The sequence below is a fragment of the Gordonia sp. ALPHA1B1 genome, assembly GCF_005502615.1.
GTDB lineage: Bacteria > Actinomycetota > Actinomycetes > Mycobacteriales > Mycobacteriaceae > Gordonia > Gordonia hongkongensis.
Genome location: NZ_SCOC01000025.1, coordinates 1 through 19,693, shown reverse-complemented (window position 1 = coordinate 19,693; position 19,693 = coordinate 1). Strand labels below are relative to the sequence as shown.

Here is a 19,693-nt window from a genome sequence, read left to right as displayed (position 1 = left end):
AGGAGCGCCCGGAGCTTGCGGAGGGCGCGTCACGAAGGGTCCTGGCGAGACGAGTTGCGAAGACCCTTCGTGACGCTCGCAAGCTCGCTCCTCAGGGAGCAGGGGGAGACGCTCGCAAGCTCGCTCCTCAGGGAGCAGGGGGAGACGCTCGCAAGCTCGCTCCTCAGGGAGCAGGGGGAGACGCTCGCAAGCTCGCTCCTCAGGGAGCAGGGGGAGACGTTCGCTAGCTCGCTTCTCGGGGAGCAGGGGGAGACGTTCGCTAGCTCGCTTCTCGGGGAGCAGGGTGGCACCCGAACACCATCTACAACAAGGAGTTCCGAATGAGCACGATCACCGCGGCGGGTACCGGCACCACCACGGGCGCCCGCGAACACGCCCGTGCGCAGGCCGGTGCCATCACCGACAGCATGCCGGTGGTGCCGCCATCGGCCTGGCCCAACCCGCCCGCCGACGTCCCGGCCACCTCGCTGACCTGGGCGGAGGCGGTGCCCGGTGGCCGCTACACCAGCAAGGTCCTGGCACGGGGGACCCGGTTGCGGCTCACCGATGTGGCCGGCGCGGCCTGCGCACATCTGCTGCTCTGGCGCGCCGACGCGCCGTGGGAGCGTCTCAACGTCGCCGACACCGTGAAGGTCCCGTGGCAGGCGTACCTGGGTGCGGGTCATCCGCTCCTCAGCGATCAGGGCCGCGTGCTGGCAACCGTGGTCGCCGACGATTCCGGTCACCACGACGCCCTGTGCGGTACCTCGACCCTCGCGGGCAACACCGCGAGATATGGAGCCGGGGAGGTGCATTCGGGTAGTCCGGCCGGACGTGAGCTGTTCACGCTCGCGGCCGCGAAGCACGGTCTGACACCTACGGATGTGGCGCCGTCGCTGTCGTTCTTCCACGGCGTCACCGTCGACGCCGACGGGACACTGCGCTCGACGGGCAGCGCGGGCCCCGGGCGTTCGGTCGATCTGATCCTGCATCTGCCGTGCACGGTCGCGATCGCCAACACCGCGCATCCGCTCGACCCGTCGCCGCATTTCGACACCACCTCGCTGGAAGTGCTGGCGTGGCAGGCGAAGAGCGATCTCGACACGCTGCTGGCCGAGGTCGCCGGCACCGACCCCGAGTACCAGCGCGCGGTCGCCAACTCCGAAGACGTCTGGGCCGCGGCTCATCACTGAGCCGACCCGCAGAGAGGACCACCCATCGTGACCGAGACAAACACCGCACTCATCACCGATTTCGCCTCGGCGCCGGCCGCCGAACTCGCTCTCGTCCCCGGCACCGTCGTCGACGACGCGCATGTGGGCGACCGGGCTCCGTGGTCGGGCGTCGTCGCCGCCGGCGACGTGCTGACCATCGTCGACCTGCACGGCAACCAGGCCGTCGACACTTTGTTCTACGCCGCCGCCGACACTGCCCAGCGGTATTCGGCCCAGGCGACGATCGCCGCGCAGGGCAACATCTTCCTCACCACCGGCAGCGTGATCCGTGACCACGACTCCACTCCGCTGATGACGATCGTGGCCGACGAGGTCGGCAACCACGACACCCTCGGCGGCGCCTGCTCGCAGGAGTCCAACACGCTGCGCTACGGCCACCACACCAAGCACCAGCACGCATGCGTCGAGAACTTCCTCATCGAGGGCAGCCGGCACGGCCTCGGCAAGGCCGACCTCGTCGGCAACGTCAACTTCTTCATGAACGTCCCCGTCGATCCCGACGGCTCGCTGGGGATCGTCGACGGGTTGTCCGCCCCCGGCAAGCGACTGGCGCTGCGCGCCGAGGTCGACACCCTGGTGCTCATCTCGAATTGCCCGCAGATCAACAACCCCTGCAACGGATTCGATCCGACGGCGGTGCGCGTCATCGTCACCCGGCCGTCCTGACATCCGTTCACCTCCACGCCCCCGGGCGTCACCTGACTCCGACGAGGATCCCATCATCATGTCTGCCACCACCACGGGCGCGGTGACCGTGTTGCGGTCCGGTCCGCTCACCACCATCCAGGACTGGCCCGGCCGGGTCGGGTACTGGAAGGTCGGCGTACCCCCCTCCGGTCCCATGGACGACCTGTCCTTCCGGCTCGCCAACATCGCTGTCGGCAATCCGGGGACGGCAGCCGGTCTCGAGATCACGCTGATGGGGCCGGCCCTGCGGTTCGACCGGTCCGCGGTCGTGGCCGTCACCGGGGCGCCGGTCCCGGTGACGATCAACGGAACGGTTGCACCGCAATGGGTTCCGCTGACACTCGAACCAGGTGACGTGCTCGACATCGGATCGATCGGCACCCTCGGCATGCGGGCGTATCTGGCGGTGGGGGGCGGGTTCGACGCCGCCGATCACCTCGGGAGCCGCTCCACCTTCACCATGGGCAAGTTCGGCGGGCTCGACGGGCGGGCACTGGTGGCCGGCGACGATCTCACGTTGCTGGGTGCGCCGGTCGGCGCGCCCCGGCGCATCCTGTCCGACGAGCAGCCGGCGTTCACCAACAGCTGGCAACTGGCGGTGACCGTCGGGCCCCACGGCGCCCCGGAGTTCTTCACCGAGGACGACATCGCCGATCTGTTCGCGACCGACTACGAGGTGCACTTCAACTCCGACCGGACCGGTATCCGGCTGATCGGCCCCAAACCCCGGTGGGCGCGCGACGACGGTGGCGAGGCCGGTCTGCACCCGTCGAACATCCACGACACCGCGTACTCGGTCGGCGCCCTCGACTTCACCGGGGACACGCCGATCCTGCTCGGCCCGGACGGCCCGAGTCTCGGTGGATTCGTGTGCCCGGTGACGGTCACGACCGCGCAGCGCTGGAAACTCGGCCAGCTGAAGCCGGGTGACACGATCCGGTTCGTCGCGGTGCGCGGTGACCGTGCGGCCTCGCCCGCCGAGGTCGGGCTGGGCCGGCGGGCGTGCTTCGTCGACGTCCTGTCGTCGGGCGGCGACGCCGACAACGGAATCCTGGGCACCACGACGACCGCCGACGGATCGACCACCGTCACCTATCGCCGGTCCGGCGACGACAACGTGCTCGTCGAGTACGGCGAGATGCACCTCGACCTGGCCCTGCGGGCCCGGGTGCATGCGCTGGCCGAGCGGATTGCCGCCGAGAAGCCGCGCGGGCTGGTCGATCTCACGCCGGGAATCCGCTCCCTGCAGGTGAAGGCGGACCCGGACGTGTGGTCGCAGGCGCAGATGCTGGAGTGGCTGACCGAATGCGAGAGCCAACTGCCGGCCGCCGAAGACCTCGTGGTGCCGAGCCGCACGGTGCACCTGCCGCTCTCATGGGACGACCCGGCCACTCGCGAGGCAATCGAACGGTACATGCTCGGCGTGCGGTCCGACGCCCCGTGGTGTCCGTGGAACATCGAGTTCATCCGCCGGATGAACGGCCTGGACTCCGTCGACGACGTGTACCGAACCGTCTTCGACGCCAGTTACCTCGTCCTCGGCCTCGGCGACGTCTATCTTGGTGCGCCGGTGGCCGTTCCGCTGGATCCACGCCACCGCCTGGTCACGACCAAGTACAACCCCGCCCGCACCTGGACCCCGGAGAACGCGGTGGGTATCGGCGGCGCTTACCTGTGCATCTACGGCATGGAGGGCCCGGGCGGTTATCAGTTCGTCGGACGGACAACCCAGGTGTGGAATCACCGGCATCCGTTGCCGGCCCCGGGTTTCGATCCCGAACACCCGTGGCTCCTGCGGTTCTTCGATCGAATCCACTGGTATCCGGTCAGCGCCGAAGAGCTCCTGGACATGCGGGCCGACGTCGCCGCCGGGCGCGGCGACAGCACGAAGATCGTCGACGGTGAGTTCTCGCTGGCCGCGCACCAGCGCTTCCTCGACGAGCACGCCGGCGACATCGCGGCTCGCCGGGAGACGATGGAGATCGCCCGCGCCGAGGAGCGCGAGAGATGGTCGTTACAAGGTGAATTCGCTGCGCGAGCGGCCGGTGTGAGCGTGGCCGACGGCGGAGCGTCGAAGAGTGCGGACGACGAGGAGCGGGTGGCATGAGCAGGATCGACGAGGTGTACGCGCGGATCGCCGAGGCGGATCGTCCGGAGGTGTTCATCACGCTCCGGCCTGAGGCCGAGGTGCGTGCCGAATACGAGCGGTCCGTCGCGACCGGCGGCCCGCTGGCGGGCATTCTCCTCGCGGTCAAGGACAACGTCGACGTCGGCGGTCTGCCGACCACCGCCGGGTGTCCCGGTTTCGCTTTCACCCCCGAGGCCGATGCGCCCGCGGTCGCCGCCCTGCGTGCGGCCGGCGCGGTGGTGCTGGGCAAGACCAACCTCGACCAGTTCGCGACCGGACTGGTGGGAACGCGAAGCCCCTATGGTGCGGTGCGGGATTCCCGACGCCCCGACCGCATCTCGGGTGGATCGAGCTCGGGGTCGGCGGTGGCGGTCGCCCTCGGATTCGCCGACATCGCCATCGGGACCGACACCGCCGGGTCGGGTCGGGTGCCGGCGGGCCTGCAGGGCATCGTCGGTGTCAAGCCGACCCTCGGTGTCGTCTCCACCGACGGAGTCGTACCCGCCTGTCGGAGCTACGATGTCCTCACGATCTTCGCCGCCGACCTCGCGCTGGCGGACCGATCGGTTGCGGTGATGGCGAAAGCCGCTGGGACACGCCCCTTCCCGAAGTCCGTGCCCTACGCCGCGCCCGAACGCCCGGTCGTCGCCGTGCCCACCGAGCTGCCCGGTCTGGACGACAGGTGGCGCGCCGCGTTCGACGACGCGGTGCATCGTGCCGAGGCGGCGGGGCTCATGATCAAGACCGTCGACCTGTCGCCGTTCCTCGAGGCCGCCCGGCTCCTCTACGACGACGCGCTCGTCGCCGAGCGATACGAGGCGGTGGGGGAGTACCTCGATTCCGTTGCCGATCCCGGCGCCGCCGGCCTCGATCCGACGGTGTCGGCCATCATCGGTGCGGCGGACCGTTTCTCGGCGGTCGACCTGTTGCGCGCCCGTCGTCGGCTTGCGGACCTTCGTGCGGCGGCGATGGACCAGTGGGGCGATGCGACGGTCCTGATGGTCCCGACCGCGCCGGCGCACCCGACGCTCGCCGAGGTGGCCGCCGATCCGGTGGGCGTGAACTCGCGGATGGGCACGTACACCAACTTCTGCAACCTCTTCGACCTCTGCGGACTCGCGGTGCCGGCCGGGACGGTCGTCGAAGACGACGGCAGCACAGCACAGTTCGGCGTCACGTTCCTGGGCGTCGCGCATGCCGACGCCGTGCTCGTCGACGTGGCACGTCGCTTCGTCGGTGACGACTCGGTGGCGTCCTCCTGGGCGGAGCCCGACGATGCGATCGAACTCGCGGTCTTCGGGGCGCACATGCGGGGTGGGCCTCTGACGCACGAGCTGAGCGAACGGGGTGCCCGGTGGGCCGGCGAGGTCACCACGACCCCGTCGTACCGTCTGGTCGCACTTGACACGACCCCGCCCAAACCGGGACTGATCCGCGATCCCGAGGCCGGCCGTGCGATTCGCGGCGAGGTGTGGACGCTCGCCCCGTCGGCGCTGGGGGAGTTCCTGGCCGCCCTGCCCGAGCCGATGATGCTGGGCAAGGTCGAGATCGCCGCGGGAGAGAGCGGTCCCGCCCGCTGGGTCGTGGGATTCGGGTGCGCCGCCGACGCCGGTGCCTCCGGTCAGGGTCTCGACCGCGACCGCTGGTAGGAGTGGGACGTCTGACCAGAACCGCCGATTCGTGCCATTTCCTCCGATCGACCATCTGTTCACCGAGCGTGATGATTCACTTACTCAGCTCGGGCGGTCGGGGAGAAGAGGGTGGGACGGATGACCAGGTTGGGGCGCAGCGGAATTCAGCGATCGGAGAAGGTCGCTCGACGCGAGAACCGGAAGCAGCGGCGGCAGCATCGTGCGATCGCGGGGGCGGCCGCGTTGGCGACCGTAGCCGCGATCGGCGCCGGACAGGTCGCGGAACCGGCGGTGGCTGAGGCGGCCATTCTCCCGGGTATCCCGTCCGAGATCGACGATCTGCGCGACTGGTCGACGGGTTTCGACAGTGGCAATCCGCTCGGCAGCCTGGTCACCACGATCGGCAACGGCGCGCTTGCCGACATCGCGGAGCAGTGGCGCATCCAGAGCTGTATGTCGGGCGGCGTCCGGGACGGGGCCGACTGCTCTCAGTCGAGCACCGAGCTCGGCGGCATCGGACTCGCCGTCGTCCTGCCCGACCGCATCGAGGTGGTGCCGGTCGCGATCTACGATCCGGTCAAGCAGGTGTTCGACACCGTGTCCGGTTCGGTCCTCGGCGACATCCTCCGCTTTCTCGGCATCGACCTGCCGCCGACGATGACCGACGGCCCCGCCACCGAGGGTTCGGCGACGGTCGCCGGGAACGGCTTCCAGTTCGCGCTCGCATACCGTGGCGGCGACGCAACTGCGACATCGTATCTGCCGCTGAGCATCGCGACCGCGGGGGCGAGTGACGGACGGACGGCGAGGTCGTTCGCACTGATCGGGATGGCACACGCGTGGAACACCGGGCCGCTCGACGTCACGGTCCTCGGCGAGACGATCACGACGATCCCCGGCGTCCAGGGCGTGGGTTGCTATGGCGGCCTCACCGGTGCCTATGCCGACGGCGTCGGAGCCTGCGCGAACGTGCTGGGCACCTTCGACTTCCGGTGGCAGCAACCGAACGGCGAACTCCAGTTCGCGCTCACTGACCCGACAGCGCTGATCGCCGATCCGGGAGGGGTTCTCGGCGGACTCGGCGCCGACGTTCTCGAGGGTCTGCTCGCCGGCGCCCTGAGTGGTTCCGGAATCGACTTCGACGGCGACTGGATGTCGCTTTCCAAGGACTTCGCCCGCCTGAGCATCGGGGGCGACTACGACCTGTTCAGCGGGAACTTCCTCCGGCTGACAAGCGATTACGGATTCACGGCTCCGATCACCGTCGACTGGCTGGGTTCAACCGTCACCTTCCGGCCGCTGGTCGAGGTCAACGGCGAGCTCCGGCCGAATCGGCTGGGCCTGCCGGTCATCGAGTTCGGGCAACTCGACACCGGCGAACTCGTCCCCGTTATCCGCATCCCGAGTTACGAGTTCCCGTTCTGTCTGCCCGCGACCGAACCGATCGGCAACGAGGCAATCGGCTCCGGGGCGTCGAACACCGTGGCGCGCACGATCATGTCGATCGTCGATGCGTCTGCGGAGCCGGTCGCCACCGACGACAAGGCCGACGAGGCCGGGAGCTACGTCGGCAAGCACCGCTCGGCGGAGGATTCCTACGTCGGCAAGCACCGGGCGCCTGAGGCTTCCGACGACAGCGGCGTCGAGTATTCGGATGCCGGAGACTCCGACGCGCCCGAGTCCGGCGGCGCGGACTCCGACACCTCGGATCCTGACACTTCGGATTCCGACGGAGCCGGTTCCGACGCCGCGGACTCCGACGCCGCTGATCCCGACACCTCTGATTCCGATGGCAACGACTCCGGTAGCGACTCGGACTCGAGCGCCGATTCCGATTCCGGCAGCGATTCCGAAGATGCCGCGGCCTGATCCGAAAGTGTTCCAGGCTCGCTGCGCTCTGAGGGGAGGGGGCCGGGCCGGGGCTGACTCACCGCCTGGCTATTGGTTGCTGTGAAGGCGGGAACGGTTGATCTCAAGTGCAGCTTCGATCCCCCCCCGGGACCCCAGGGATCTCTCGCGAAGAGATTGCTACTGATCATCTTCCGCGACAGTGCCCCGGTGGGCAGGGGTTTGTTTTAACACTGTGGAGTTGTCAAGGGTCGTGTGGCGTCGGGGTCGATGCCGGAGGGCCTGTGGGGCAAAGGCGGTTACGCGAGTGCGTCGTCGAGTCGCATGGTGCGCCGGTTGTAGGCCGGCCGGGGTAGACGTTTCGGGTCGATGTCAGCGGGCGGGATGAGCCAGGGATGACGGTCGGGACCCATCACGACCTGCCAGCCGTGGTGGTGGACCTGGGTGTGACAGCGCTGGCAGAGCAGGCACCCGTTGTCCAAATCAGTAGCGCCACCATCAGCCCAGGGGATCAGATGGTGAACTTGCGTATGTGCCGCTGGGGCACCACACTTCACGCAACACATATCCCGCACGACGATCGCTTGCCGCAGGTGATGCGGGAACAACCGCTTCGTCGTTCCCATCCGCAACGGCACCCCCTCACTGTCGAGGACGATGTCGGCCACCGCGCCGTCGCACGAGAGTTGTTGTGCTGTCGAGCCTGTCACTGCTCCGACCCACGGCAACCTTGCCTGTCCAACGCCATCAGCAGGAATGGTGATGAGTAACTGCGTTCGCGGTGCGCCCGCAGTGGTCATCGCTGCACCGATCGCAGCCTGGTCTAGAAGGAGTTCCAGACCGTCCGCGCGGCGTTGGCCGGCATCGCGGCGGTCGTCGGCGCCGTCGGGTTCGGGGCGCGGGCAGGAGCGTTCGTCGATCATCGACAGGAACTTCTCCCCGATCACTGCGGTTACGTCTGCAGTGATCGCGACCCGGCCTTCGTCGGTCACCCTGGTGTGCACAGTGTTCAGCGACGCATCATCGGCTGCCGCAACCGCGTGCGGATCGTCAACGGCGACCCGCATGGCGATACTGCGGGCGTGAGTGTTGATCTCGGCGGGGGTGGCCCCGGAGAACGCCTGCGCGAGCAGCTCGCTCTCGAACACCGACCGGTCATCGTCGGTCAGCGCGGGCGCTGCCTGTTTGTCGATGGACGCGATGCCGCGGACCATCGCGTCAACACACTCGGCAGACAGATACCCGTCGGCGGCGCAGTCAGCGACTTTCGGTAACGATCCCAGTCCGGCGGCGATCCGTGCACCGCGGTGCGCGGCCGTCGGGGGTAGGCCCATCTCGATCAGCCAGGATCGGGTCGTCGACCCTGCTCGCGCCGGTGCTCCCGAATCCTCCAACAGGGCGATGTGGACGGCGATCTGGTGATCGAGGACGTTGCGTAGCACGCGTAGTTCGTCGAGTCGCTCGACCGCCGCGCGACCACTCCCGTCGTCGGGTGGGGGTTGCAGACCGATGAGGGTGTCGCGGAGCTCGGTGATCGAGGACATGAGACCAAGGTACTCGCCAAAACGTTCGACGACGAGGTTTGTCCACAACCTATCTGCCGTCGAATCGAGCTGTGCGGCAACCTATGTCACAAGAACATCAGTGGTGAACCGCAGTGAACCGTGGTGAACAGAAACCCCAACAGTCGCAGGCTGTTGATCGAACAGGGTTGTCATCACCACTACGCAGCCGACAACAGGAGCGGGTACAACGCCGAGGATGTGCAACGAAACAGCCGACTGCCCGCGCATGTTCCCTGAGCCCAGCCGAGTCGCACCGCATCGGCAGACGAAAGCGGGTCGCGACTCGGAAGACCGCCAGCTCCGTCATCTGTGCCAACGGATCGGCCACCTGATCAACGCCAACCTGCGATACACCTACGGTCAGTAGTCGGAATCCGCGACGTTTGTTTCATCCATCCTCGGTTCTGTGCGTTAGTCGTAGAACGGCTGGCGACCGTAGCGGTCTGCGGTCACGACATCGATGTCGTCTCGCAATGTGAGGTCGCGGATGGTGGCTGTGTTCGCCCCGATCCCGGCCCAGTGAGGATCGGTGTCGCTTGCCAGGCACCAGGCATGGTCAGCGGGCCATACAAAGGCCGGCGGGTCGTGAAATAGCGCAGGCGTTTCGTGTGTCAAGGGCTCCTCCCACGCCTTGAGGTCGGACAGTGTGCCGACGTAGAGGTGGTAGCCGCGGTTGGGGATGTACATCCGAGGGCCACCCGGTAGAGGGGACGCGACACCTGAATAGCGGGCCCAGATCGCGAAGTAGCACTCGTCGGAGCTGCGCGTCGCCGCAGCCAGGGCTCTACACGTCCTGGCGACGATGGCGTGCTCGTAGCCCTCATAGGCGGGCTGTGTGAAGTCCTGGCTCGGAACGCTCTGGTGAGGACGGTCTGGATCCGGTATGAAACGGACCCGCGCGTAGGCCTCGAACTCAGGAGGGCCGAACAGCGCTAGAGCTTTCCAAGCCTGGCCCGACGCGACGTCGTCGGTCGCGTCGCGACTTCGTGTGATCCAGTCCGCGGCTGAGACGTCAGCACAGAAACGCAGCATGCCACGACTATGCGCCGGACGGGGTTGCCGCGGCCATCCTTTGTGAGAACGCCGAGGCGTCTCATCTGATGCAGTATGCAGTCGATCACTTCCCAGGTGAACCAGGTCAGACCAGACTTCGGAGCGAAGCAAGAAGTAGAAACCGCGGCCCTCCACATTCCACCAGAATTGAAGCCGCTGAACGGCATAGACATGTCAGACGGAGTAGACATGATCGGGTGGACCCGACATCGGTGCCGGCTCCGCCGCGGTCACCGGCATCCTCGCCAGCCCTCACACGTTCGCGTTGGACGTCCCGGCCGACTCCTCGGGCAGAAACATCTGCCGACATCGGAGCGTGTGGCTGACGATATGGCTATTCGCTTCGCGGGCAGTTCGATGAGCTGAGAGCAGGGGTCAGGCCGCAGAGTCCCTGACCGGAACGGGGGCGATTGTCCGGGCCTGTCGCGATACGCGACTACCCTGGGCACACGACCCCGGGCCGTTCACGGACCGGTCCGGGTGCAACCGACCAGGGAGGGCATCATGGCCATCGATCGGGACAAGAGCAGAGCGGTGTCGGAGGTCGTGCGTCAGCACCCGGCGATGAGCCTGGTCGCGGTGTCACCGGGCATCGCGGTGTTCGTGACGTTGCTGCTGCTCGACCAGACCTTCCTGGCGATCCTGTTCCTCGTCCTGGCCGTCGGCGGGGGCGCATACCTGCTGACGCGCAAGCGCTGACGGTGTCGCCTGTTCAGCACCCGCGGCGGGCTGGGCGACCCCGCTACAGTGGTGCCCAACGAGCACCCGGCAGGGTTGAAAGCGCGGTGAAGGGAGTCGGCGTCGTGGGCACTGAACCGGGTCGGGGCGCCTGCGCCGGACGGACTCCCGGGTTGCGGACGAGTCGGCTGGGCGGCTGACCATGTCCACCCGCGTCGATGCCTACATCTGGGCCATCCGTCTGACCAAGACCCGATCGGCGGCGGGCGCCGCGTGTCGGGGCGGGCACGTCCGCGTGAATGGGGTGACCGCCAAACCGGCCCAGCCGGTGGTGCCGGGTGACGAGGTCCGCGTACGGCTCGCCGGACGCGAGCGCATCGTCGAGGTCACCAGGACGATCAGTAAACGGGTGTCGGCGCCGATGGCCGCCGAGTGCTTCATCGACCGGTCTCCGCCGCCGCCGCCGAAGGAGATCCTCGCGAGTCAGCCGCGCCGCGACCGCGGTGCCGGTCGGCCGACGAAACGTGAACGGCGTCAACTGGATCGGCTGCGCGACGGCACCTTGCTCATCGCGGTACTGGCAGCGATCACGCTTCTCGTCGGCGCCTGCTCGGACGACGAGCCGACGTCGGATCCAAACACTCCGAACACGCCCGAGGCGCCCGCCCAGGCCGGTTCCGGACCGTTCTTCGGCGAATGCGGCGGTGTGTCCCTCGAGGAGGTGGTCCGCATCACCGGGTTCGGTGGACTCACCGAGACCGTGAACAACACCTCGGTGTGCGAATGGGACACGACCGGTTCGAGGACGGGTGCCGTCGCCTCGTTCAACTGGTATCGCGGATCGCCGATCGGTCGTGAGGAGGCGAACGTGAAGTTGTCGCGCGACGTCACCAACAGACTCGAGATCGACGGCCACGAGGGATTCATCGGTTACACGCAATCAGGTCAGATCTGTGAGGTCGGCATCGGTTTCGGCGCGGACTTCTTCGAATGGTCGATCCGCGGCGACGCGGCGACACCACGGCCGATCGAAGAGATCTGTGACGCCGCACGCGAGCTGGCGACGCTGTCGATAGAGCGTGCGTCGTGAAGCGCGCCCTCATCGTGATCGCCGCGGTGCTGCTGGGACTGACCGCCCTGGCCGGGTGTGCGCGCACCGTCGACGGTGAGGCGGTGCCGTTGGGGGCCGCGGACCAGTCCGGCAGCAGCGACATCGACACCGACCAGTTCGACCGGCTCTTGCTCGAATGCGATGTGCTACCCGACGCGATGATCGCCGATGTCGTCGCCGGCGGCGGGTTCGCCGAACGGTCGTTCAGCGGGGCCATCTGCCGATGGCTGGTCTCCGGCACCACCGACGTGGTGAGTGTGACGTTCAACTGGTTCGAGTGGGGCAACGTCAACGTGGAGAAGGAGACGGCCAAGAAGCTCGGTTTCCAGACCGAGAACATCAAGGTCGCCAGCCAGTCGGCGTTCACCCAGCGCAGTCCCGACCGGCCGGGCGTCTGCGGTGTGACCGCCCGCGCGCCGAGCCGCGGCATCTTCACCTGGTTCGTCGAACCTCGCGGCGCGCCCCAGGGCGATCCGTGCGCGGCGCCGATCAAGCTGATGGAGTTGCTGCTCCAGGGCGGTCAGTAGAAGTTGCTCACCCCGGGAGCGGCCCGACGACGACGCTGGCCGCGACCACGAGTTCGTCGCCGGTGCCCGGCATCATCAACCACACGGTGAGCCGGTCGTCCTCGCGCACCCGGCGCAGGACCAGCCGCGTGCCCGGCACGATGGGCCGCAGGTACTCGATGACCACCCGGTGCGGAGCGTCGACCAGGTCGGGATGCTCGACGAGTTCGTCCTCGATCGCCTCGAGGTAGGCGGCATTGTTGAGGTGCTTGAACGGGTCGAAGTCGGTGATCCGGAGAACGTGTTCACGGTCGGGGAAGTCGATGTCGGCGGCGTCGGGGGCCTTCTCGGGGTTCATCGACCGCCAGCGAAGGCGGTGCTCGTCGGTCATCGCCGACAGCATCGCGAAGGCGTCGTCGGACAGGCGTGACGGCACGCCCTGCTCGTTGACGTTGATCCAGAACGCCTCGGTCTCGATCAGGCCCGCGGGACGCGGTCGGGGGTTGAACCGGTTTGTCTCGTGCTCGGCGGTGAGGCGCACGCGCATGTTGGTCCAGCGCGTCGACAGGGCACCGCACCAGCGCTGCGCGGTCACCGTACCCGGCCAGGTGATGGGCTCGATGACATCGATGATGGTCCGCCGAACGATCCAGAACGGGTCGGTCGCGCTGAACTCGGTTGCCTCGAGGTTGTCGTTGGCGACGTCCTGCAGGTAGCGGGCCACCGCATCGAGGCGCACACGCATGTCCTGATCGACGTCGCCGGTGCGGACGCGATAGCCCACCTCGTAGAACTGGGCACCAGGCTTGCGATCCGGGAGTGATGCAACCGACACTGCTGGCGTAACCTGGCTCACTCGAGTCCCTCCAATAGGTCGCCGGTATCTTTGCGGCTAAGATACATTCAATCGGAAAAATAGAACACGTTCTACGTGTCGGATCACGAGGAAACAGCAGATGGCGCATGTGATTACCCGCCCATGTTGCAACGATGCCAGTTGCGTCAGCGTGTGTCCGGTGAACTGCATCCACCCCACGCCCGACGAGCCGGAGTTCCTCACGGCGGAGGCCCTCTACATCGATCCGGAGACCTGCATCGATTGCGGCGCCTGCATCGACGAGTGCCCGGTGGAGGCGATCATCCCCGACGATCAGCTGGACGAGCGTGACGAGCCGTACCTCCAGATCAACGCGGACTACTACAAGGACCACGACGTCGAGGGCGGCCTCGTGCCACCGCGCAAGGCACCCAAGCTGCCCGAGAAGGAACTGCACGTGGCCATCGTGGGTGCCGGGCCGGCGGCCTTCTACGCCGCCGAGGAGCTCGTCCGCAAACCGGCCATCAAGGTCGACATGTTCGATCGGCTGCCGACGCCCTACGGACTCGTGCGCGCCGGAGTCGCACCGGACCACAGCGCCACCAAGGGCGTGGAGAAGACCTTCGCCTCGGTCGCGGCGAAGAAGAACTTCAGCTACTACCTCAATGTCGAGGTCGGCAAGCACATCAGCCACGACGAGCTGGTCGCCCGCTACCACGCGGTGATCTACGCGGTCGGCGCCGCGACCGACAAGCGGCTGGGCATCGAAGGCGAGGATCTGCGCAATTCGGTCGCCGCGACCCAGTTCGTCGCCTGGTACAACGGTCACCCGGACTTCGCCGACCTCGACGTCGATCTGTCGGGCGAGCGGGCCGTCGTGGTCGGCAACGGCAACGTGGCACTCGACGTCGCGCGCATCCTCGTCACCGACCCCGACGAGCTCGCCAAGACCGACATCGCCGACCACGCCCTCGCGAAGCTGCGTGAATCCAACATCTCCGAGGTGGTGCTCCTGGGCCGCCGCGGCGTGGCGCAGGCGGCATACACCAACAGCGAGTTCCTGGCACTCGGTGACGTCGACGGTGTCGACGTCGTCATCGACCCCGACGAGCTGGTCCTCGACCCGGCCTCGGAGGCGGCGCAGTCCGACGACACGCTCGACTCGACGATCGCCACCAAGGTGCGTCTCGCCCGAGAATTCGCCGAGCGTCCGCAGACGCCGGGCAACAAGCGCATTGTGTTCCGGTTCCTCACGTCTCCCGTCGAAATTGCCGGTGACGGGGAAGTGGCTACGCTTACGTGCGTGCGCAACGCCTACGCCGACGCGACCGGGACAGTCGCGGTGACACCCACCGAGGATCGGTTCGACCTCGAGACCGGACTGGTCCTGCGGGCCATCGGTTACCGGGGCGTGCCGGTCACCGACCTACCGTTCGACGAGGGGCACGGCGTCGTCCCCAACACCGAGGGGCGGGTCCAGACCGCGGCCGACGGCGATGTGATGCCCGGCCTGTACGTCACGGGTTGGATCAAGCGAGGAGCGACAGGGGGTATCGGCATGAACCGCATCTGCGGTCAGGAGACCGCGCAGGCGGTCATCGCGGACTTCGTCGCCGCCGCGTTCGACGACCCCTCGACCTCGCGGGACGACGTCGCCGCACTCGTGGCCGACCGCGGCGCCAACCGCATCGACCTCACGGGCTGGAAGGCGATCGACGCCGCCGAGAAGTCCGCGGGCAGGGCCACCGGCCGGGTCCGCACGAAGTTCGTCAGAATCTCCGAGTTCGAGGCGGCTGCCACCGCCGGGGCGCAGTGACCGTGCGCATCGCACTGCTCTCGTACCGAAGCAAGCCGCACTGCGGTGGCCAGGGCGTCTACGTCCGCCACCTCTCCCGCGAACTGGCACTGCTGGGGCACAGCGTCGAGATCTTCTCGGGGCAGCCCTACCCCGAACTGGACCAGGTGGCCATCGACGCCGGGGTCACCGTCACCAAAGTGCCGAGCCTCGGTCTCTACGACGAGCCGGACCCGTTCCGGACGCCTCGTCCGGGCGAGTACCGCGATTGGATCGACGTGCTCGAGGTCGGCTCGATGTGGACGGCGAGCTTCGGCGAACCGCTCACGTTCAGCCTCCGGGTGGCGCGCCTTCTCAAAGAGCGCCGCGACGACTTCGACATCGTGCACGACAACCAGTGCCTCGGTTACGGACTGCTCGACATCCAGAAGGCCGGGTTCCCGCTGATCGCGACGATCCACCACCCCATCACCCGCGACCGCACACTGGCGGTGAAGGCGGCCAAGGGGTGGCGCAAGATCAGTGCCTGGCGGTGGCATTCGTTCCTGCGCATGCAGGGGCGCGTCTCACGCCGTATCCCCGAGCTGCTCACCGTTTCCCGCAGCAGCGAGGTCGACATTCGCAAGGCCTTCGACATCCCGTCGGGTCGGATCACCACCATCCCGCTGGGGGTGGACACCGAGATCTTCACGCCGGCCGCCACGCGCGTTCCCGGACGTATCGTGTGTGTCGCCAGTGCCGACGCGCCGCTGAAGGGTGTCTCGTACCTGCTCGAGGCGGTCGCGAAGCTGTCCTCCGAGCGGGATGTCGAATTGGTACTGGTGTCCAAGTTGGACCCGAACGGTCCGTCCGCCAAGATGATCGAGGATCTGGCGATCGGCGATCGCGTCTCGGTGGTGTCCGGCCTCGAGGACTCCGAGATCGCCGGCCTGCTCGCCTCCGCCGAGGTGGCGTGTGTGCCCTCGTTGTACGAGGGGTTCTCGCTGCCGGCGGTCGAGGCCATGAGTTGCGGAACGCCGCTGGTGGCAACCCGGGCCGGTGCGATCCCCGAGGTCGTCGGCACCGCTGAGGAGGCGGCGTTGCTGGTGCCGCCGCGGGATTCCGGACGCCTGGCGCAGGCGATCGGCCGGCTGCTGGACGATGCCGATCTGCGGACGCGTCTCGGCGACGGTGGTCGTCGACGCGCCGAGGAGCACTACAGCTGGGCAGCAGTGGCCGCGAAGACTGCGGCTCACTACGAAACCGTGCTCGCCGGACATCGGCGGGCAACAGAAGGGACATCGAGTGCTCACAGTTGATTTCGACCGGCTTGGCGTTGGACCGGGCACCAAGGCGATCGACATCGGGGCGGGGCAGGGTAGGCACTCGTTCGAGATGTTCCGTCGTGGCGCGGAGGTCATCGCCTTCGACATGTCCGAGAGCGACATGTCCGACGTCGGTGAGATGTTCGACGCCATGATGGCGGAGGGTCACGTGCCCGCGTCGGCCAAGGCGCGCGCCGAGGTCGGGGATGCGCTTCGACTCCCGTACGCGGACAACAGCTTCGACGTCGTCCTGATGAGCGAGATCCTCGAGCACATCCCGACCGACGAGGGCGCGATCAGTGAGATGGTGCGCGTGCTGAAGCCGGGTGGCGTCGCCGCGGTCACCGTGCCCCGGTACTGGCCGGAGAAGGTGTGCTGGGCCCTGTCGGACGAGTACCACGAGGTCGAGGGCGGACACGTCCGCATCTACAAGGCCTCCGAGCTCGCGGGCAAGTTGCAGCGAGCCGGACTCGAGGTCACCGGCACCGACCACGCCCATGCCCTGCACGCCCCCTACTGGTGGCTGAAATGCGCTGTGGGAGTCGAGAACAACGACAATGTCCTGGTGAAGGGCTACCACCAGCTGTTGGTCTGGGACATGATGAGCAAGCCGTGGCTGACCCGGGTCGGCGAGCAGGTGCTCAACCCGCTCATCGGCAAGTCGGTGGCCCTGTACCTGCGCAAGCCCGAGACCGCCACCGCGTCTTCATGACGGGGGCCTCCAGGACGGGAGCCCCATGACGGCCGTCCCGGCGATCCCCGGTGTGGTCACGGCCGAGCAGATGCGGGCCACCGGTGCCGCGATCGTCGGCATGCAGGAGGCCGACGGTGCGTTGCCGTGGTTCCCGGGCGGGCAGACCGACCCATGGGACCACATCGAATCGGCGATGGCGTTGTCCGTGACCGGGTTTCACTCCGAGGCAGAGGCGGCTTACGAGTGGTCGCGGCGTAAACAGCGCGACGACGGGTCGTGGCCGATCCGCACCGTCGTAGGAAAGGTGGAGGACGCCGGCACCGACAGCAACTTCTGCGCCTACATCGCGGTCGGGGTCTGGCATCACTATCTGATCACCGGTGACGACGCCTTCTTGCAGAAGATGTGGCCGGTGGTCTGGTCGGCGATCGACTGCGTGCTGCGCTTCCAGCGTGAGGACGGTGCGTTCCGCTGGGGCGGCGACCACCGGACCGGAGCGATGTTCGGTGAAGCGCTGATCACCGGGAACGCCAGCATCTTCCAAGCGCTGGACTGCGCAATCCGGATCGCCGGTGAGATGGATCAGCCCGACGCCGACTGGATCGCGGCGCACAGTGTGCTCGGCGACGCGATCCGTGCCGACGTCACGCGTGACGAGTGGCAGACCTTCACCCCGCCGTCCGAACACTCCATGGACTGGTACTACCCGATCCTCGGCGGCGCCGTCCGCGGACGCGACGGGCAGGAACTCATCGCGCGGCGGTGGGAACAGTTCGTGGTGCCCGGCAAGGGTGTTCGCTGCGTCGACCATCGTCCCTGGGTCACCGGCGCCGAGACCTGTGAGCTGGCACTGGCACTCGATGCCCTCGGTGACACCGCCGATGCCATCGAGCTCATCGCGTCGATTCAGCATCTGCGCGACCCGGACGGATCGTATTGGACCGGACTGGTTTTCGCCGACGGCAAACGCTGGCCGGTCGAGAAGAGCTGCTGGACCTCGGCGGCTGTGATCCTGGCGGCCGATGCGGTGAGCCGCACCAGCGTGGCCAACGGGATCTTCCGGGACGTCCGCCAGCGGCTCGTCGCACCGACTCCCTGAAATGCTGACCTAGCTGTTTTATATCAGGCAACCAAGCATCGAACGTTGAGAAAGTCCACAGTTCTGGCTCGACTTGCGTCAGAACAGCTCACAGACTGGAGCGACTCTGTGAGTGACTTCGCGACCTTAATAGCGAGCGGTGTAATCGGCCTATGCAGTTCTGGCTTGGTGGCTTTCGCAGTTTGGCTGGTGAACGTGCGCGCTTCTACGGACATAGAAGCCCGTGAACTCCATAAGGATTTGACAAGCGGGGCGGGCGGCGAGGCCCGAGAGAAACTGTCCGGCGCAGAGTACATGTGGTGGTCACACGGTGAACTCGCCTTCGATGGCACTGGCGAAGAATTTCGCTGCACCGACCCCGAGCTTTTTGAAGCCTTCTACAGAGTGAGCGCTTCAGTCGATCGGTTGAATCTAGTCATGGCGCAGTACCACCCCACGCGATCGTGCCGCGTTTACAGGCGGTGTCAACGGCCAGTTTGATGTCCCCGCTGGTGGCCAGGTGAAAGTCCCCACCCTGTGCGGGATGTTCTTAGGTTGGCGGTACCTCCGTTCGGTGTGTCATGCGGTAGGAGTCGCCGTCGGTGATGACGATGGTGGCGTGGTGCAGGAGCCGGTCGAGGATGCTGGCGGCGGTGGTGTGTTCGGGGAGGAATCGTCCCCATTGTTCGAAGGGCCAGTGGCTGGCGATCGCGAGTGATCGGCGTTCGTAGGCGCCTGCGACGAGTCGGAACAGCAGTTGGGTGCCGGTGTCGTCGAGTGGGGCGAATCCGATCTCGTCGAGGATGATCAGGTCTTGGCGCAGTAGGGTGTCGATGGTTTTACCGACGGTGTTGTCGGCCAGCCCGCGATACAGGGTTTCCACGAGGTCGGCGGCGGTGAAGTACCGCACTTTGTGCCCGGCGTGCACTGCGGCGATCCCCAGCCCGATCAGGGTGTGGCTCTTACCGGTCCCGGCCGGGCCAATCAAGGCCAGGTTATGTTGAGCCCGAACCCATTCCAGTGACGACAGGTAGTCGAAAGTGTTGGCCGGGATAGAGGATGCGGCCACGTCGAACGATTCCAAGGTTTTGGTGACTGGGAACCCGGCAGTTTTGAGTCGGTTGCGGATGTTGGAGGCATCACGGGCGGCGATCTCGGCCTCGACCAGTGTTCGCAGCACTTCTTCGGGTGTCCATCGCTGAGTTTTCGCGGTGAGTAGGACCTCGGGTGCGCTACGGCGGATCGAGGCCAGTTTCAATCGGCGTAGCGCCAGGTCAAGGTCGGCCGGTAGCGGTGGCACTGTCTGGGGTGCAACGGGTTTCGATGTTGTGGTGGTCATGACACCTCCTTGTCGCCGGCGCCGAGTTTGTAGGCATCCAGCGAGCGGGTGGGCGCGGTAGGCAGATGCCCGAGCAGTGCTGTGCCGGCCGGTCGCGGGTTGGGGATGCCGGCTCCGGCATCGAGGATCGAGCGCACATCGGCGGCCTTGAACCGTCGGAACGCCACCGCCCTGGTCAGGGCGGTGAGCACCTGTTCGTGGCCGTGGGAGGTGATGAGTCCGAGGATGTCATCGAGTTCACCGGC

The 19,693-nt window shown here is 67.1% G+C and carries 17 protein-coding genes and 1 pseudogene; 13 read left to right on the top strand and 5 right to left on the bottom strand.

Annotation, left to right across the window (positions count from 1 at the left end; all coding sequences use genetic code 11):
• Nucleotides 1-69: 69 nt before the first annotated feature.
• The 6 genes from FFS52_RS16435 to FFS52_RS16410 all read left to right on the top strand — a co-directional run bounded on the left by FFS52_RS16435 (nt 70) and on the right by FFS52_RS16410 (nt 7,529).
• Nucleotides 70-324, top strand: a complete 255-nt coding sequence (locus FFS52_RS16435) for a hypothetical protein (RefSeq protein ID WP_137810303.1) — start codon at nt 70-72, stop codon at nt 322-324.
• A complete protein-coding gene (locus FFS52_RS16430; RefSeq protein WP_137810302.1) occupies nt 321-1,172 on the top strand; it encodes an urea amidolyase associated protein UAAP1 in 852 nt (283 codons plus the stop codon). Before FFS52_RS16435 ends, FFS52_RS16430 begins: the two co-directional genes overlap by 4 nt.
• A gap of 27 nt (nt 1,173-1,199) precedes the next feature.
• Nucleotides 1,200-1,880, top strand: a complete 681-nt coding sequence (locus FFS52_RS16425) for an urea amidolyase associated protein UAAP2 (protein WP_068971122.1) — start codon at nt 1,200-1,202, stop codon at nt 1,878-1,880.
• Between the two features lie 58 nt (nt 1,881-1,938).
• Complete coding sequence (locus tag FFS52_RS16420; RefSeq protein ID WP_137810301.1) at nt 1,939-4,008, top strand: 5-oxoprolinase/urea amidolyase family protein; 2,070 nt, start codon at nt 1,939-1,941, stop codon at nt 4,006-4,008.
• Complete coding sequence (atzF, locus tag FFS52_RS16415; protein WP_137810300.1) at nt 4,005-5,678, top strand: allophanate hydrolase; 1,674 nt, start codon at nt 4,005-4,007, stop codon at nt 5,676-5,678. Before FFS52_RS16420 ends, atzF begins: the two co-directional genes overlap by 4 nt.
• A gap of 120 nt (nt 5,679-5,798) precedes the next feature.
• Complete coding sequence (locus FFS52_RS16410) at nt 5,799-7,529, top strand: hypothetical protein (protein WP_137810299.1); 1,731 nt, start codon at nt 5,799-5,801, stop codon at nt 7,527-7,529.
• Between the two features lie 278 nt (nt 7,530-7,807).
• On the opposite strand, the gene FFS52_RS16405 is transcribed toward FFS52_RS16410, so the two are convergent.
• On the bottom strand, nt 7,808-9,052 hold the full coding sequence (locus FFS52_RS16405; protein ID WP_137810298.1) for an HNH endonuclease signature motif containing protein: 1,245 nt from the start codon (nt 9,050-9,052) through the stop codon (nt 7,808-7,810).
• A 432-nt stretch (nt 9,053-9,484) separates the two neighbouring features.
• Complete coding sequence (locus tag FFS52_RS23925; RefSeq protein WP_240199135.1) at nt 9,485-10,105, bottom strand: hypothetical protein; 621 nt, start codon at nt 10,103-10,105, stop codon at nt 9,485-9,487.
• A 525-nt stretch (nt 10,106-10,630) separates the two neighbouring features.
• On the opposite strand from FFS52_RS23925, the gene FFS52_RS16395 reads away from it, so the two are divergent.
• The 3 genes from FFS52_RS16395 to FFS52_RS16385 all read left to right on the top strand — a co-directional run bounded on the left by FFS52_RS16395 (nt 10,631) and on the right by FFS52_RS16385 (nt 12,442).
• Nucleotides 10,631-10,825, top strand: a complete 195-nt coding sequence (locus FFS52_RS16395) for a hypothetical protein (protein WP_058252431.1) — start codon at nt 10,631-10,633, stop codon at nt 10,823-10,825.
• A 181-nt stretch (nt 10,826-11,006) separates the two neighbouring features.
• Complete coding sequence (locus FFS52_RS16390) at nt 11,007-11,894, top strand: DUF3558 family protein (protein WP_068971125.1); 888 nt, start codon at nt 11,007-11,009, stop codon at nt 11,892-11,894.
• Nucleotides 11,891-12,442 (top strand): DUF3558 domain-containing protein, encoded by a 552-nt coding sequence (locus FFS52_RS16385; RefSeq protein WP_137810297.1) that lies wholly within the window; start codon nt 11,891-11,893, stop codon nt 12,440-12,442. Before FFS52_RS16390 ends, FFS52_RS16385 begins: the two co-directional genes overlap by 4 nt.
• Before the next feature lie 7 nt (nt 12,443-12,449).
• On the opposite strand, the gene FFS52_RS16380 is transcribed toward FFS52_RS16385, so the two are convergent.
• Nucleotides 12,450-13,277 (bottom strand): acyl-ACP thioesterase domain-containing protein, encoded by an 828-nt coding sequence (locus tag FFS52_RS16380; RefSeq protein ID WP_068971118.1) that lies wholly within the window; start codon nt 13,275-13,277, stop codon nt 12,450-12,452.
• A gap of 100 nt (nt 13,278-13,377) precedes the next feature.
• On the opposite strand from FFS52_RS16380, the gene FFS52_RS16375 reads away from it, so the two are divergent.
• From FFS52_RS16375 to FFS52_RS16360, 4 genes are read left to right on the top strand one after another with little or no spacing between them, the layout of a single operon-like run.
• Complete coding sequence (locus FFS52_RS16375) at nt 13,378-15,054, top strand: FAD-dependent oxidoreductase (protein WP_078114127.1); 1,677 nt, start codon at nt 13,378-13,380, stop codon at nt 15,052-15,054.
• A gap of 2 nt (nt 15,055-15,056) precedes the next feature.
• Nucleotides 15,057-16,331 (top strand): glycosyltransferase family 4 protein, encoded by a 1,275-nt coding sequence (locus FFS52_RS16370; protein ID WP_058252447.1) that lies wholly within the window; start codon nt 15,057-15,059, stop codon nt 16,329-16,331.
• The gene (locus FFS52_RS16365) at nt 16,318-17,049 is read left to right on the top strand and encodes a class I SAM-dependent methyltransferase (protein ID WP_058252426.1); all 732 of its coding nucleotides are present in this window, start codon (nt 16,318-16,320) and stop codon (nt 17,047-17,049) included. The genes FFS52_RS16370 and FFS52_RS16365 overlap by 14 nt, the downstream gene beginning before the upstream one ends.
• Nucleotides 17,050-17,074: 25 nt before the next feature.
• Nucleotides 17,075-18,130 carry a prenyltransferase gene (locus tag FFS52_RS16360; protein WP_068971116.1) on the top strand — a complete coding sequence of 352 codons (1,056 nt, stop codon included), beginning with the start codon at nt 17,075-17,077 and terminating at the stop codon, nt 18,128-18,130.
• A 529-nt stretch (nt 18,131-18,659) separates the two neighbouring features.
• Here the strand turns inward: FFS52_RS16360 and istB are convergent.
• Nucleotides 18,660-19,448 (bottom strand): IS21-like element helper ATPase IstB, encoded by a 789-nt coding sequence (gene istB / locus FFS52_RS16355; RefSeq protein ID WP_137810296.1) that lies wholly within the window; start codon nt 19,446-19,448, stop codon nt 18,660-18,662.
• Nucleotides 19,445-19,693, bottom strand: a pseudogene (locus FFS52_RS16350) (IS21 family transposase); the annotation flags it as partial. The pseudogene FFS52_RS16350 and the gene istB, both read right to left, overlap by 4 nt.